The organism is Vibrio sp. 03_296 (genome assembly GCF_002265885.1).
The window spans coordinates 1-15491 of the sequence record NZ_NPKW01000070.1 but is presented as its reverse complement, the minus strand read 5'-3'; the positions used below and the strand labels follow the sequence as shown (position 1 = coordinate 15491).

Genomic DNA, 15491 nt, shown 5'->3' with positions numbered 1-15491 from the left:
ATGATATACTTGTGCTACTTCGATCGCGTTTTGCGAAATTAAGTCAGCAAATGAAGACAGGATTGGGATTTCCTGTTGACTAAATGTTACTTGAGAGTAGAGTTGCGGGCGAAAATAAGAGCGGTGCTTAAGTTCAAGGGAAGTAACTTGGCAAGACTACATTTTAACAAGGATTGTTGTTTTTCTAAGTTATTGTTTATAAAGATAGATATTTCTTCTTTAAAGCATAGGCTTAAGCACTATGTTGTAGTGTCTATTCATATATAAGTTAATAAGAGAATTATCATGCCGATGTCGCTCGGAAACGCTTTTATTAAGAATTTTCTTGGTAAAGCGCCTGATTGGTATAAAGTTGCCATCATTTCTTTTTTAATCATTAACCCGATTGTTTTCTTCTTCGTTGACCCATTTGTAGCAGGCTGGCTACTCGTCGTGGAATTTATTTTCACGTTGGCAATGGCGCTCAAATGTTATCCTCTTCAACCTGGTGGTTTATTAGCCATTGAAGCCATCGCGATTGGCATGACTAGCCCTGAACAGGTTAAGCATGAGCTCGTCGCCAATATCGAAGTGTTGTTGTTACTGGTCTTCATGGTCGCTGGCATCTACTTCATGAAGCAGTTGCTACTCTTCATTTTCACCAAGATATTGCTTGGCATTCGTTCTAAAGCGATTTTGTCCTTAGCGTTTTGTTTTGCCGCGGCCTTTCTTTCCGCTTTCTTAGACGCACTGACTGTTATCGCCGTTGTTATCAGCGTTGCTGTGGGTTTCTATTCGATCTACCACAAAGTGGCATCGGGTAAGGGCGTCAGTTCCGATCACGACCATACGCAAGATGATCATCTTGCCGAGCTGACTCGTGACGACTTAGAAAACTACCGCGCATTTTTACGCTCTCTGCTCATGCATGCAGGTGTTGGTACTGCGCTCGGTGGCGTGACGACCATGGTAGGTGAACCTCAAAACTTGATCATTGCAGACCAAGCAAGTTGGCTGTTTGGTGAGTTTTTGATTCGCATGGCTCCAGTTACGCTTCCTGTTTTCATCTGTGGTTTGCTCACCTGTTTTGCGGTCGAAAAACTTAAGGTGTTTGGCTACGGCGCTGAACTACCAGATAACGTTCGTCATATCCTTGTCGAATTCGACAAAGAAGAGCGCAAAGCACGTACCAACCAAGATGTGGCCAAGCTTTGGATTCAAGGTCTTATCGCCGTATGGCTTATTGTCGGCCTTGCACTGCACTTGGCCGCGGTAGGTTTGATTGGTTTGTCCGTCATCATCCTAGCCACTGCCTTCACTGGTGTGATTGAAGAACACTCACTAGGTAAAGCGTTTGAAGAAGCACTGCCATTTACGGCACTTCTTGCGGTTTTCTTCTCTATTGTGGCGGTAATCATCGACCAAGAGTTGTTTAAGCCTGTTATCGATGCGGTTCTCGCGGTGGAAGACAAGGGCACGCAGTTGGCGATGTTCTACGTGGCAAACGGTTTGCTTTCGATGGTGTCTGACAACGTGTTCGTCGGTACGGTTTACATCAACGAAGTCAAAACTGCGCTAGTAGAAGGCATTATTACACGTGACCAGTTTGATTTACTGGCCGTGGCGATCAACACAGGAACTAACTTGCCATCAGTAGCAACACCAAACGGTCAAGCGGCGTTCCTATTTTTGTTGACTTCAGCACTAGCACCATTGATTCGTCTGTCTTACGGCAAAATGGTTGTCATGGCTCTGCCATACACGATTGTACTGGCTCTGGTTGGCTTGTTCGGCATCGTGTTCTTACTTGAACCTATGACAACTTGGTTTTACGACGCCGGTTGGATTGCTCATCATGTGGGTGAAGCAACTCAAGCAATTTCCGGCGGACATTAAATTTTTAGTTTGCTAAAGAAACTTATCCGAGATAAAAAGCTCTGAGTATTCAGAGCTTTTTTATTGAACATACAAAGGATTTTAGAAGTGAATTTATTTGCATCACTCAATCAGTTTTCAAAAAACAGAATCTCATGGCTACTATTGCTACTCTTCGTGGTCTTTTTTGAAGGAGCGGCGCTGTTCTTTCAGCATGTGATGATGCTGTCACCCTGTGTGATGTGTATTTATGAGCGCGTTGCGATGCTTGGCGTAGGTGGCGCTGCACTCTTTGGCCTGATTGCCCCCAATAACCCACTTGTTCGTTGGTTAGGTTTGGCGGCTTGGGGAGCTAGTGCTTACAAAGGGTTGGCGTTGTCATTACAACACGTTGATTACCAGTTTAATCCGTCGCCTTTTGCTACTTGTGATCTGTTTGTCACCTTCCCAGATTGGGCTCCATTGAATCAATGGGTGCCTTGGATGTTTGAAGCCTATGGCGACTGTAGCAAAATCGTCTGGCAGTTCATGACGCTTTCGATGCCACAATGGTTGGTGATTATCTTTGCTGGTAACCTAGTAGCGCTCGCGTTTATCGTTATTGCTCAGTTTTTCAAATCAAAATAGTCCCAACGAAAACTTGGAACTGCAGGTAAAAAAACAGCCGACTCATTCAGAGTCGGCTGTTTTGTTTGTCGCGCTTTGATTATTGGCCACAACACTGTTTGAATTTTTTGCCACTTTGACAAGGACAAAGGTCGTTTCGCCCTACTCCTTTGAAAGGATTCAAACTTTGTGATTTATTGCCAACCATCAGCTCATCGGCGGCAAGCGCCACTTCGTTAATCATCAGATCCATTTGGTCAATGAAATCGCTCAAAGCGGGTGGCGCTTCAATTCCGGCAGCACGCATTTGCTGTTGAGTGCTCTCTTCATCAATGGCCAACATAAAGCTGGTAAAGAGCGCCTGCATCATGCGCTGAGTACCGTCATTAACGGTGGCTGATTGCCATTGCTCTTCAACTCTTGGCCACAAAGACATAAAACCTTCGGCAAAGTCAGCCAAGTTATCTCTTTCATTGCCCACCAGTTCGAGCAATGAATATTCATTGCGTAATATCCGATTATGCTGCTTGTGAATTTGCTCCGTCACCGCCGCGCGAAGCTCGACAGACACATCCCCGAGCAACTCGGTTAGCCAAGTATCAGGATCGGTCGGCTGAATCGTCAGGTTGGCTGCCAGTACGGCACCTTCAATAAACCACGCTGTGGCTTGGCATGATGAATCGTTTAATTCGATTAATTGATATTGCATCGTTAATAGGCTTCTTTTTCAATTTCGACGGATTATATACCCATGCCTAGTAAAATTGACCATTTAATCTCGATTTCCGCTCGATTACCCTAACCTGTATCGTGACAAGGCTAAGGTGAATCGCTACAATCGCGCCTCGTTTTTAAAGAGGCAGTAATAGACCATGCGTGTAATATTGGGACCGATGGAAGGTGTGCTCGACCACCTGATGCGAGAGATGCTTACCGAAATCAATGACTACGATTTTTGTGTCACTGAGTTTGTTCGCGTTGTCAGCCAACCCCTCCCAGATCATGTGTTTTATCGCCTCTGCCCTGAACTGAAACAAGGGTCAAAAACAAAAAATGGTGTTCCTGTCAAAGTGCAGCTGTTAGGCCAAGATCCCCACTGGATGGCCGAAAATGCTATCCGCGCCGCAGAGCTCGGGGCGCATGGTATCGATCTGAACTTTGGTTGTCCGGCAAAAATGGTCAACCAGAGCAAAGGGGGCGCAGCGCTACTGCAACACCCAGAACTGATCTATCAAGTGGTCAAAGCGTGTCGTGATGCAGTGCCCTCGCACATTCCAGTTTCTGCCAAAATTCGTCTGGGCTGGGAAAACCCGGAAGATTGTTTCGAGATTGTCGATGCGGTAGAGCAAGGCAAAGCGGATGAACTAACCGTCCATGCAAGAACCAAAGCTGGCGGCTATAAAGCGAGTGAAATCAAATGGGATTACATTGACCAAATACGCCAACGTTCCACTATTCCTTTGATTGCCAATGGCGAAATCTGGAACTATGCCGATGGTCAAGCCTGCATTGAAATCACTGGCATCGATTCTTTGATGGTGTGCCGTGGCGCATTAAACGTACCTAACTTGGGCAACATCGTTAAGCACAATCACCGTGCGATGCCGTGGCACGAAGTGGTGGATTTATTGCTCAAATACACGCAATACGAAGTGCGTGGCGACAAAGGGAAATATTACCCAAATCGTATCAAGCAGTGGTTTGCTTATTTGCGCCAAGCGTACCCACAAGCGGCTGACCTGTTCCGCGATATTCGCACCTTGACGCAAGTGGAAGCCATAGTGGCTCACTTGCACCACTATCGTGAACAGCTCGAGGTGGCACAGTAAACAATTTTGTCTTTGCCACTGGTTTTCGCTTGGTAGAGACTATCATCGGCAGCTTTGAACAACGCATCAAAGCTGTCACCTGCACCCATTTCACGTATCACCACGCCTGCTGAAATCGTAAAACCGTGCCTCACCACTTGAGGTGACCGTTCATTGACGGCCTCACGAACTCTCGCTAGCACTTTCTCCATGCCATCGCATTCATCGCCATAAAGGGTAATGACAAATTCTTCACCACCAAATCGAGATGCCACATCGCATTGGCGGATATTATCGCGAATACAACTGGCCACTAATTTGATCGCTTCATCACCCACATCATGACCATAGGTATCATTAATCGCCTTAAAATCATCAATATCAAACACCGCAAGCGCTATCTTCTTCTTGGAAATTTTGTTTCGCCAAACCGCCTGCATCCCACGGCGATTGAGTAGTCCTGTCATTGGGTCTCTGGTAGCAAGTTCTTTGAAATATTGACGTTCAGTGCGCGTGTTAACTAAAAACAAAGTAAAAGTAGAAAGTAAGTAAATGAACACCGCCGCAATCACACTATAACGTTCATAACTAACAAAATTTTGCAGTTCTTTCTTCCAAGAAAACCCATAATACAGCGCGTGCGTGTCATCCAAGGTGGGCAACTCTATATTAGTGACAAGAAACGCATTGTCGGGCAAAGCGGAGTTCAGATTGGCAAGATGTATCTGACCCCCCAGCTGTTTTTTGTTTTGCAAGAGAACATTACTGTCAAGCGTCATCATTAGCATGCCCTGGTGTTCGCTATGCTCAAAAACGGGGATGGACAATGAATAACGGCTTTCATTTTGAACACGTCCCAAATTGAGATCATATCCTGGTCCAGTAAAGGTGACTTTCCCTGGCGAGTTTGCCGTCTTCTGCCAAAATGGTCTCGCTTTGAGCGTGTCTAATAGTTCCAATGAAAATGAACTGGCGTAACTGTCTGGTGACGTAATGGCATAGCCATGTTTATCAAGATACAAAATGCCCACCATAAAGGGCTCAATGTCATGTAGAAATGAAAGCGACGGAGCAAAGCCTGATTTGTTACTGACTCTCACATTCAGCTCACTATTGACTTCACACAACTCAGTCACACCAACCAACATGTAATTAATATCAACCTCGGGTTGGTCAGGCACTTTTCCCTCAGCGCGCAACAGAGGGTCTATCGGCCAGATAGAACAAAGTCCATTCTCAATTTTGGCATTGTGATTACTGAGAATCGAGTAGCCATCATCGGTGTAGCTGCTAAAGCTGTATTCGAGCGCCGTCAGTATTTTAATGCTACGCGTTAATGTTGTATTGATACGGTCATATTCTTCAGCAATGTTGCGGTTTACCGAATCGTAGTAATTCTTCACAGTGATAAACATTACTGTGAAGAAAATTAACGCAGGGAAAAGAACCACAAAGCGTCGGCTAAATTGTCTTTTTTTTCTCATTCGATAACCAAGGGTGCTGAGAAACAAAACCCTTTGACTGCATTGCATGTCAAAGGGTTTGATGTCTTTTGTTTGAGAACAGTTTAAATATTAATAGATTGTGCTAGAACTGTCACTCAAGTTTCCAAATTTGAATGGATTCAGAAGAGATATTAACCACAACTTTACCATTTACTTGCAAAGTACTTTCATTACCCAATAGGGAAACCAGACGTCCTAGCGGCTTTCCAAGTTGCCAAATTGGCAGCGTCATAGTGCATGCTTTTGAATCTAAGTTGACCATAACAAGCAGAGTGTCTTCACCATACTGACGAGCAAAACTGAACAACTTTGGCTCAACATGCAAAAATTGGATCGCTCCTTGCTGTAGCGCCTTAGACGTTTTGCGAAGTTCAATTAGACGTTGGTGATATTGGAACGTTTCCACATGACCAACCTGCTCCCACGGGAAACAGCGACGGTTATCTGGGTCATTTTCACCTTCCAGCCCAACTTCACTACCATAATAAATACAAGGCGTTCCAACATAAGTAAACAGCAAGCCGAGAGCAATGTTCATGCGCGCTTGGTCATTTCCCAACAAGGTAATAAAACGTGCGGTGTCGTGGCTGTCGAGTTGATTGAGCTGGCTGAGCTGGTTAAGCCAAGGTACTTTAGCGCGTGATTCATTTAGCCAATCAACAAAGTCGATGCAGTCGATCTCAATAGGATGGTAGGCAATGTCTTTTTGGGCCAATAATGCTCTCACTGGATGCGCAAAGCCGTAGTAATTCATCGAGCCGTCTTCTTGATCGCCTTGGAGCCACTTACTCGCCTCAAAGAAATGCTCCCCCAATACATAAGCTTGAGGGTTTTCTTGTTTAGTCGCATTGCGGAACTGCTTAACATAGTAGGCATTGTTGCGCGCCCCTTCACCTTCTCCAAGCATGTGGATCACGTCAAAACGCCAACCATCGATTCGATAAGGTGCTTTCAACCAGTGGCGAATGGCCGCTTGTTCGCTGGCATAAATGTAATTACGTACCTCTTCATGTTCAAAATTCAGTACTGGTAAGCTGTCAACGCCCTTCCAGCCAATATAATTCTGGCTATCGTCTTCGAAAAAATAATAATGGCGATACGGCGATTCGATGTGGTGATAAGCCCCCATCTCACCTACCCCATTTTTATCAAACCAAGGGTGCTCACATGAGGTGTGATTGAAAACGGCATCAAGCACAATTTTCATTCCGCGTTGATGAAGCACTTCGCTCAACTCTGCAAACTCTTGATTGCTTCCCAAATGCGGATCAATAGTTAAGTAATCGGTGGTGTCGTATTTGTGATTGCTTGGCGCCGAAAAAATTGGATTAAGATAGAGCGCTGTCACGCCTAAGGTTTGCAGGTAATCCAGTTTGCTGCGAATTCCAGCCAAGTCCCCGCCATAAAACTCACAACCCCCATAGCCATTGTTTTTGTCAACGGCTGCTCCCCACTCTTTTGCGACCACAGGACGTGTGCCATTTTTTACCGAGTATTCGCCACTTCTAACGCTGATCTCTGGGTTACCATTACAGAAGCGATCAGGGAAAATTTGATAGAAAATCTGCTCACTCACCCACTCTGGCGGCTGATGAGATTGGTTGTATTTGAAATGGTACTCGCTGCCTGGCATCCGTTTCTGTACGCCACGAGCGTCTAACCAGACGGTGGCACCCTCTGTGATCACTTTGAAAACGTACTGGGTAATCTCTCGGTCTTTATTCAAAGGGAATGACGCTTGCCAGCCATCGAGATCTCCCAACTTAGACACTCGCTGCATTTCCACTAAGTATTCTTCATTGTCCGGCTCGTGCCGCAGGTAGACGGCTTGAATGCCTTCAGGCTGAGCTCTTAAGGTAACGTGAGCGATTTGATTCTCAACGCGGAAATAATCCGGCGTTTGCGCATGAAAAAGAAAAGGTAGGGTCATTGCGAGTACTCTTTTAATCGGTATTTCATACCATTCTAAAAGCACAGTGCTGAGCGACATCCCCCCTTGAGAAATAAAAATCACGTTATTTTTCAAGGGGAGATCACAATCGGTAGGAGGATAATGAGGGCGTAGAGAAAAACTAATTGAGCAGTAAGCTGTCGTCGGCCAACTCTTCGCCACGCACTTTTGAGAACATCTCGAGGAGATCTTTCACCTGCATCCCCTCTCGCTGCTCACCAGCGACATCCAGCACAATTTCACCTTGGTGCAGCATGACCGTGCGATCGCCACACGCCAACGCATCTTTCATCGAGTGCGTCACCATCATAACGGTCAAGTTAAACTCTTTGACGATCCGTTTGGTGAGATCAATGATGAACGCCGCCATGCGTGGATCAAGTGCTGCAGTATGCTCATCAAGCAGTAATAGTTTGCTGTCTGACAACGTAGCCATCACAAGGCTTACTGCCTGACGTTGTCCACCAGAAAGAAGACCAATACTGTCACCCAAACGATCTTCTAGCCCTAGCCCCAAAATACTGATCCGCTCTTGGAACAGTTTGCGACGCTTTGCTGAGAGCGATAAGTGCCAACCTCGCTTTTTTCCACGCATGTACGCGAGCGCCATGTTTTCTTCAATGGTTAACGCGCCACAGGTGCCTGCAAGCGGGTCTTGGAACACACGAGCACAAAGAGAGGCTCGCTGGTCAACCGTTTGTGATGTCACATCGACGTCATCGATCAATACCTTGCCACCCACCATGGGGGTTTCACCTGTCACCGCGCCAAGTAAGGTCGACTTACCCGCCCCGTTAGAACCAATCACCGTCAAAAACTGATGCTCTGGCACTTCGAGCGTGACACCACGTAGCGCACGATTTTCTAAAATGGTGCCTCGATTAAAGGTGACCTGAATATCTTCCAAACGAATCATAGCGCACCTCCTGACTTCTGTTTGCCACCACTTGCTCCTGAGTTAACGGGCTTTTTTATCGCCATGTTTCCTTTTAGTTTTGGCGCAATCAACGCGATGGCAACCAGCACTGCCGTGACTAAATTGAGATCCGACGCTTGCAGACCAAACATGCCAGAACTTAGCGCAAAGGCGACCGCCAAACGGTAAAGGACTGAGCCGACGATGACCGCGACAACGGCAACCCAAATTTTTCGTCCCGGAATCAACGTTTGCCCAAGAATCACTGCAGCCAAACCCACCACGATGGTCCCGACACCCGACGTCACATCGGCAAAACTGTTGGTTTGCGCAAATAACGCCCCCGCAAAACCGACGAAGCCATTCGACAGCGCAAGGCCGAAATAGGTGTAAAAAGAGGTGCTACCACCTTGTGCGCGCACCATGCGTGCGTTAACACCGGTAGCGCGTAAGCCTAAGCCAAAATCACTGTTGAGCAGGCGTACCACCAGCCAAGAGGAGATCAAAACGAGAATACCGACCACCAATGGGCGGATGAACATGGGATCACCCAAGCTTTCAAACGGGGTCAAAATGGTCTCTTCACCTAGTAACGCCAAGTTTGGTCGCCCCATAATACGAATGTTGATTGAGAACGCCGCAATCATGGTTAGGATGGAAGCCAAAAGATGAAGAATACCGCAGCGCACCGCCAAAAAAGCGGTCACCCAACCAGTCATCGCACCCGCTAGAATGGCCATCCCAGTGGCTAGCCATGGATTCACTCCCGCAACGATGGCGGTTGCCGCAACCGCAGCACCCATCGGGAAACTGCCATCGACACTCAAATCCGGAAAATCGAGAACCCTAAAGGTTAAGTAAACACCTAAGGCAACTAAGCCGTAAAGTAAGCCAATTTCTAGCGCACCGAAAAACGCAAAAGCAGACATAGCAACTCCTTTATTCTGCTCTAACAAAGGGCCGAATCTCCGTCGGCCCTAGATAGGATTTTATTTGACGTCTGTGGCTCGAGAAAGCACAGAGGCTGGAATAGTAATACCTAATTTCTCTGCAGTGCCTTGATTCACAACAAGATCTGATCCCGTTGCCACTTTTACGTCGAGCTTACCTGGCTCTTGACCTTCCAAGATCGCAGCAACGTAATCCGCCGTTTGCACTCCAACTTGGTAGTAATCGAAACCTAAGCCTGCGATTGCCCCTTTCTCAACATAGGAAGTTGCACCACCAAATACCGGTTTTTTCGCTTGATTGGCAGCAACAATCATCCCTTCAATCGCACTGGCCACTGTGTTATCCGTCGGAGCGTAAATCACGTCAGATTTCGCAGCAATCGCTTGAGTCGCAGATTGCACATCCGCACTTTTTAGTGCTGTCGATTCCACCACCTTTAACCCTTTTTCTGCCGCGCTTTTCTTCAATAGCTCAACCAAGGTAACCGCGTTTGCTTCGCCTGGGTTGTACACTACACCAATCGCCTTGGCGTTGGGCAACAGCTCTTTAATCAGGTCGACGTGCTGAGATACGGGTGAGAGATCGGAAAGACCAGTGACGTTTTTCCCCGGTTGCTCCATGGATTTCACCAGTTTAGCGCCAACCGGATCGGTCACTGCGGTGAAAACAACCGGTATAGAGCGCGTGGCCGACACCAGTGCCTGAGCCGTTGGGGTCGCGATGCCAACTAAGACATCCGGGCTTTCCCCCACAAACTGACGAGCAATTTGTACCGCAATCGCTGGGTTACCTTGCGCCGTTTTGTAATCGAACTCGAGGTTTTCTCCTTCGACATACCCTTTTGCTTTTAGTCCATCTAAAAGGCCTTGTCGGGTGGCATCAAGTGCGGGGTGTTCAACGATTTGTGAAACGGCAACTTTGGCCGTTTTTGCCATCACAGAATGGGAAGAAATTAAAGCAGCACCGGCAAGAACGGCCGTGGCGATCAGTTTTCCTGCTTTCATCTTGACTCCTTGAATTCAGCATAGGTTGAGATGTTGTGTGGTATCACGAAACCTCCACTCTGGATGAGCAAGGTTAAGCAATTATTTTTGTGCACTTTTTGTACATCTGAATGACATTATTACCAGCAACTTCTCTATTAGGAAAGCAGGATTTAACAGAAATACAACAAAACGAGAGATCAATGACGGTCACTCAGCGGGCAAAAGCAAAACGGGCAACCCGATTGGCTGCCCGTTAACGATCTTTTTTGAACAAGTGGAAACTTAGAACCAACGCTCGAGCGCGGATTTATCTAAGTGACGGAAAGCACGGTTTAAGGTATGCGCCAACTCTTTGTAGCGAGGTCGGGATTTAAGCGGTTCTAATGCCGAACCACTTTCGACAATTTTCTGATGCAATTCTCGATACCACGTGGCCAGTGCCGGTGGCAGTTGAGTATTGGAACGATGACCTAACCACCACATTCCTTGCAAAGGCAAACTCAGTGCAAATAAAGCCATGACAATCGCTTGAGGCAGAGCTTGATAATTGTTGAACGCCATTTGAGTCAGGACACTGATGGCCGCTATCGCAGGCATCACTTTAATACCAAAACGCGTCGCTTTGATAATCCTTTGCTCAGGAAAGATTGCGCTCAGCTCTTTGCGCATCGGCCAAGTATCCATGTACTTTTGCCCATCTCTCAGACTGTGGGCAAGTCCGACTTTATTGTTCATACTGCTCTCTCACTAAAAATTAGTTGAAGATTTCAACTGAAAACGCAAAAAATTGATGAAAGTTAATATTCTTTCAAATTTTTTTTGTTATCATTGCTTATTATCGCTATCCTTTGCAGACCCTCAATCTCATTGTTGCTGTTATTTACAATTTAAGCAACTCTGAAGACCTTCTGCAATGGATCGCAAAGTGGTGATACGGGTTCACCTCTCTCTTAGAAATACGGAAATTGAAAGTTTTTTGACCAAGATTAGTGCGCAGCTTTGGTTGCATCGTCTATTCTTGTGAATGATTTTTCATCCTTACTGATTTTAATCAGACGAATAACAGGTAGTCACACATGTCTAAGCTAGTTTTAGTTTTAAACTGCGGTAGTTCTTCTCTTAAATTTGCTGTTGTTGATGCTGAGAATGGTGCAGAGCATCTTTCAGGTCTTGCTGAATGTCTTCACCTTCCTGAAGCTCGCATCAAGTGGAAACTTGATGGTAAGCACGAAGCTCAACTAGGTAACGGTGCAGCACACGAAGAAGCACTAGCGTTCATGGTAGAAACTATTCTTGCTTCTAAGCCAGAGCTTTCTGAAAACCTAGCTGCAATCGGTCACCGCGTAGTACACGGTGGTGAGCAGTTCACTCAATCAGCTCTAATCACTGACGAAGTTCTTAAAGGTATTGAAGATTGTGCAACGCTTGCTCCTCTTCACAACCCTGCGCACATCATTGGTATCAAAGCCGCTCAAAAATCTTTCCCAGCACTGAAAAACGTTGCTGTGTTTGACACCGCTTTCCACCAAACTATGCCAGAAGAAGCGTACCTATACGCACTTCCATACAACCTTTACAAAGAGCATGGTATCCGTCGTTACGGCATGCACGGTACTTCACACCTATTCATCACTCGTGAAGTTGCAGGCCTACTAAACAAACCAGTTGAAGAAGTAAACATCATCAACTGTCACCTAGGTAACGGTGCGTCTGTGTGTGCAATCAAGAACGGTAAATCTGTAGACACTTCAATGGGTCTAACGCCACTTGAAGGTCTAGTAATGGGTACTCGTTGTGGTGACATCGATCCTGCGATCATCTTCCACCTACACGACACTCTTGGCTACTCTGTTGAGAAAATCAACACTATGCTAACCAAAGAGTCTGGTCTTGCTGGTCTAACTGAAGTGACTTCTGACTGTCGTTTCGTTGAAGACAACTACGGTCAAAAAGAAGAAGCAACGCGTGCGATGGACGTATTCTGCCACCGCCTAGCGAAATACGTAGCTGGTTACACTGCTACTCTAGAAGGTCGTCTAGATGCTATCACTTTCACTGGTGGTATCGGTGAGAACTCTGCACCTATCCGTGAAATGGTTCTTAACCGCCTAGGCATCTTCGGTATCGAAGTTGACAGCGAAGCTAACCTTAAAGCACGTTTCGGCGGCGAAGGTGTTATCACAACAGCAAACAGCCGTATCCCAGCAATGGTTATCTCGACTAACGAAGAGCTTGTTATTGCAGAAGACACTGCTCGCCTAGCAGGTCTTTAATTGACTTCTCTGGCTAGCCTTCAGGCTAGCCAGATTTCTTTTTGATAAAGAATCTGGGGCTTCACTTCTATTGTTTGGTCCACCAAACCATAAGCAGTAAAGCTTTAAATCCCCCAATAGTTAAAGGTACTTTCTCTGATGTCCCGTACTATTATGCTTATCCCTGCGAGTGCTGGTGTTGGTCTTACTAGCGTAAGCATGGGTGTTCTTCGCGCTATGGAGCGCAAAGGCGTTAAAGTTTCTTTCTACAAGCCTATCGCACAACCACGTAGCGGCGGTGATCTTCCTGATCTCACTACCACTATCGTTGGCGCAAACAGCGATATGAAGATTGGCGAACCCCTATTGATGTCTGTTGCTGAGAACCTAATCGGTAACGACAACATGGACGAACTGCTAGAAACGGTTGTAGAACGTTACAACCAAATTAATAAAGATGCAGACGTAACGCTAATCGAAGGTCTTGTTCCTACTCGTAAGCACCCATTTGCTAACCAAGTAAACGCCGAAATCGCGGCAACACTTGGTGCTGAAATTGTTCTTGTCGCGACCCCAGGCACTGACAACCCAGCACAGCTAAAAGAGCGTATCGAAGTGGCTTGTTCAAACTTCGGTGGCACAAAAAACAAAAACATCTCTGGTGTTATCATCAACAAGCTAAACGCACCAGTTGATGAAGCAGGCCGTACGCGTCCTGATCTATCAGAGATCTTTGATGACGCAGACAGCGCGAAACAAAACCAGCTAGAAGTGATGCAAATCTTCAACTCTAGCCCAATTCGCGTTCTAGGTTGCGTGCCATGGAGCATCAACCTGATTGCAACTCGTGCAATCGATATGGCGAAGCACCTGAAAGCAGAAGTGATCAACGAAGGTGACATCAACACTCGTCGTATTAAGAGCATCACCTTCTGTGCACGTTCTCTGCCACACATGATTGAGCACTTCAAACCAGGCTCACTGCTTGTGACTTCTGCAGACCGTCCAGACGTTATCGTTGCGGCTTCTCTAGCAGCAATGAACGGTGTGGAAATCGGTGCGGTACTGCTGACTGGCGGTTACGATATTCCTACAGAGATCGAAAACCTATGTAAGCCTGCGTTTGAAAGTGGCCTTCCAATTTTCAAAGCACAAGGTAACACTTGGCAGACTTCGCTCAATCTACAGAGCTTCAGCCTAGAAGTACCAGCAGACGACAAAGAGCGTATCGAGTTCATCAATGACCACGTTGCGGGTCACATCGATGGCAACTGGATTGAGTCAATGACAGAAGGTACTGAGCGTTCTCGTCGTCTAAGTCCTCCAGCATTCCGTTACCAGTTGACTGAGCTTGCTCGTAAAGCGGGTAAACGCATCGTTCTTCCTGAAGGTGACGAGCCACGTACTGTAAAAGCGGCAGCGATCTGTGCTGAACGCGGTATCGCAGAATGTGTGCTGTTAGGTAACCCTGAAGAGATCAAGCGCGTGGCAGCACAACAAGGTGTTGAACTGGGCGCTGGCGTTAAGATCATTGATGCAGACGCGATTCGTGAAAACTACGTTGCTCGTCTTGTTGAACTACGTGGCTCGAAAGGCATGACGGAAGTTGTGGCTCGTGAGAAGCTGCAAGATTCTGTGTTCCTAGGCACTATGATGCTTGAGAACGATGAAGTTGACGGTCTTGTTTCTGGTGCGGTTCACACGACGGCAAACACCATCGTTCCTCCGTTCCAAATCATCAAGACTGCACCAAATGCGTCTATCGTATCTTCTGTATTCTTCATGCTTCTGCCTGATCAAGTACTGGTTTACGGTGACTGTGCGATCAACCCAGATCCAACGGCAGAACAGCTTGCAGAAATCGCGATTCAATCTGCGGATTCTGCTGCAGCCTTTGGTATCGACCCTCGCGTAGCAATGATCTCTTACTCTACTGGTGAATCTGGTAAGGGTGCAGACGTTGATAAAGTGCGTGAAGCGACCAAACTGGCTCAAGAGAAACGTCCTGATCTGATCATCGACGGTCCTCTGCAGTACGACGCAGCGATCATGGAAAACGTGGCAGCTTCTAAAGCGCCTAACTCTCCAGTAGCAGGTAAAGCGACTGTATTCGTATTCCCTGACCTCAACACGGGTAACACGACTTACAAAGCGGTACAACGTTCAGCAGACCTTGTTTCTATCGGTCCAATGCTGCAAGGTATGCGCAAGCCTGTAAACGACCTGTCTCGTGGCGCGCTAGTCGACGATATCGTCTACACCATCGCTCTAACGGCAATCCAAGCGACTCAAGATCAGCAATAATCCACTGAATCTTTTGTCTCTTGTCAGTAAGACTGAGCAGCAATAGAACGAAAAAGGGGTTGGCACTATGCCAACCCCTCAGACTGCTGACAAAGGTCTAGCTTTCGAGCTAGACCTTTGATCTAATAGGGGTATCGAAATATGGACACTCCGATATGCTTCAAGAACCCACCCCGCAACAATACGAACTGGAAATGGTGACGATGGAACAGTTAGTTCCTAAAGACCATTTAGTGCGCAAAATCGATAATGCTATCGACTTCGAATTCATTCGTGATGAAGTTGCTCATCTTTATTGTAAAGATAATGGGCGTCCACCAGTTGACCCTGTTCGTCTCTTCAAAATCATCTTGCTTGG

At 46.6% G+C, this 15491-nt stretch carries 12 protein-coding genes and 1 pseudogene; 6 read left to right on the top strand and 7 right to left on the bottom strand.

Annotated features, from left to right (window positions below; genetic code table 11):
* Nucleotides 1-285 precede the first annotated feature (285 nt).
* Nucleotides 286-1875: a Na(+)/H(+) antiporter NhaB gene (nhaB, locus tag CIK04_RS08680; protein ID WP_017421914.1), complete on the top strand. Its 1590-nt coding sequence runs from the start codon at nucleotides 286-288 to the stop codon at nucleotides 1873-1875.
* A gap of 87 nt (nucleotides 1876-1962) precedes the next feature.
* Entirely contained in the window at nucleotides 1963-2481 is a 519-nt protein-coding gene (gene dsbB / locus CIK04_RS08675; RefSeq protein ID WP_017421915.1) for a disulfide bond formation protein DsbB, read from the top strand.
* Between the two features lie 79 nt (nucleotides 2482-2560).
* Here the strand turns inward: dsbB and CIK04_RS08670 are convergent, their stop codons facing one another.
* Nucleotides 2561-3169 (bottom strand): SEC-C metal-binding domain-containing protein, encoded by a 609-nt coding sequence (locus CIK04_RS08670; protein WP_097352783.1) that lies wholly within the window; start codon nucleotides 3167-3169, stop codon nucleotides 2561-2563.
* A 163-nt stretch (nucleotides 3170-3332) separates the two neighbouring features.
* On the opposite strand from CIK04_RS08670, the gene dusC reads away from it, so the two are divergent.
* Complete coding sequence (gene dusC, locus CIK04_RS08665) at nucleotides 3333-4289, top strand: tRNA dihydrouridine(16) synthase DusC (RefSeq protein WP_097352784.1); 957 nt, start codon at nucleotides 3333-3335, stop codon at nucleotides 4287-4289.
* Here the strand turns inward: dusC and CIK04_RS08660 are convergent.
* From CIK04_RS08660 to yfbV, 6 genes are all read right to left on the bottom strand, one after another.
* Complete coding sequence (locus CIK04_RS08660; RefSeq protein ID WP_232708660.1) at nucleotides 4259-5752, bottom strand: GGDEF domain-containing protein; 1494 nt, start codon at nucleotides 5750-5752, stop codon at nucleotides 4259-4261. The two genes, dusC and CIK04_RS08660, sit on opposite strands and share 31 nt — an antisense overlap.
* A gap of 112 nt (nucleotides 5753-5864) precedes the next feature.
* On the bottom strand, nucleotides 5865-7703 hold the full coding sequence (gene malZ / locus CIK04_RS08655) for a maltodextrin glucosidase (RefSeq protein ID WP_128824609.1): 1839 nt from the start codon (nucleotides 7701-7703) through the stop codon (nucleotides 5865-5867).
* Nucleotides 7704-7845: 142 nt separating this feature from the next.
* A complete protein-coding gene (locus CIK04_RS08650) occupies nucleotides 7846-8640 on the bottom strand; it encodes an ABC transporter ATP-binding protein (RefSeq protein ID WP_011080098.1) in 795 nt (264 codons plus the stop codon).
* The gene (locus CIK04_RS08645; RefSeq protein WP_011150648.1) at nucleotides 8637-9569 is read right to left on the bottom strand and encodes an ABC transporter permease; all 933 of its coding nucleotides are present in this window, start codon (nucleotides 9567-9569) and stop codon (nucleotides 8637-8639) included. Before CIK04_RS08645 ends, CIK04_RS08650 begins: the two co-directional genes overlap by 4 nt.
* A gap of 60 nt (nucleotides 9570-9629) precedes the next feature.
* Entirely contained in the window at nucleotides 9630-10595 is a 966-nt protein-coding gene (locus CIK04_RS08640; protein WP_038939735.1) for an ABC transporter substrate-binding protein, read from the bottom strand.
* Nucleotides 10596-10859: 264 nt separating this feature from the next.
* Nucleotides 10860-11312 (bottom strand): terminus macrodomain insulation protein YfbV, encoded by a 453-nt coding sequence (gene yfbV, locus CIK04_RS08635; protein WP_011080095.1) that lies wholly within the window; start codon nucleotides 11310-11312, stop codon nucleotides 10860-10862.
* Between the two features lie 341 nt (nucleotides 11313-11653).
* Here yfbV and CIK04_RS08630 point away from each other — a divergent pair, with 341 nt between their 5' ends.
* The 3 genes and pseudogenes from CIK04_RS08630 to CIK04_RS08620 all read left to right on the top strand — a co-directional run.
* Nucleotides 11654-12850, top strand: a complete 1197-nt coding sequence (locus CIK04_RS08630; RefSeq protein ID WP_097352787.1) for an acetate kinase — start codon at nucleotides 11654-11656, stop codon at nucleotides 12848-12850.
* Between the two features lie 138 nt (nucleotides 12851-12988).
* Nucleotides 12989-15133 (top strand): phosphate acetyltransferase, encoded by a 2145-nt coding sequence (pta, locus tag CIK04_RS08625; RefSeq protein ID WP_017790247.1) that lies wholly within the window; start codon nucleotides 12989-12991, stop codon nucleotides 15131-15133.
* A gap of 155 nt (nucleotides 15134-15288) precedes the next feature.
* Nucleotides 15289-15491, top strand: a pseudogene (locus CIK04_RS08620) (IS5/IS1182 family transposase); the annotation flags it as partial.

Bases quoted from the DNA above. Each gene is read 5' to 3' on its own strand.
- yfbV (WP_011080095.1), bottom strand. From the start codon at position 11,312: ATGAACAATAAAGTCGGACTTGCCCACAGTCTGAGAGATGGGCAAAAG.
- nhaB (WP_017421914.1), top strand. From the start codon at position 286: ATGCCGATGTCGCTCGGAAACGCTTTTATTAAGAATTTTCTTGGTAAA.
- CIK04_RS08650 (WP_011080098.1), bottom strand. From the start codon at position 8,640: ATGATTCGTTTGGAAGATATTCAGGTCACCTTTAATCGAGGCACCATT.
- dusC (WP_097352784.1), top strand. From the start codon at position 3,333: ATGCGTGTAATATTGGGACCGATGGAAGGTGTGCTCGACCACCTGATG.
- CIK04_RS08660 (WP_232708660.1), bottom strand. From the start codon at position 5,752: ATGAGAAAAAAAAGACAATTTAGCCGACGCTTTGTGGTTCTTTTCCCT.
- CIK04_RS08645 (WP_011150648.1), bottom strand. From the start codon at position 9,569: ATGTCTGCTTTTGCGTTTTTCGGTGCGCTAGAAATTGGCTTACTTTAC.
- CIK04_RS08640 (WP_038939735.1), bottom strand. From the start codon at position 10,595: ATGAAAGCAGGAAAACTGATCGCCACGGCCGTTCTTGCCGGTGCTGCT.
- pta (WP_017790247.1), top strand. From the start codon at position 12,989: ATGTCCCGTACTATTATGCTTATCCCTGCGAGTGCTGGTGTTGGTCTT.
- CIK04_RS08670 (WP_097352783.1), bottom strand. From the start codon at position 3,169: ATGCAATATCAATTAATCGAATTAAACGATTCATCATGCCAAGCCACA.
- CIK04_RS08630 (WP_097352787.1), top strand. From the start codon at position 11,654: ATGTCTAAGCTAGTTTTAGTTTTAAACTGCGGTAGTTCTTCTCTTAAA.
- malZ (WP_128824609.1), bottom strand. From the start codon at position 7,703: ATGACCCTACCTTTTCTTTTTCATGCGCAAACGCCGGATTATTTCCGC.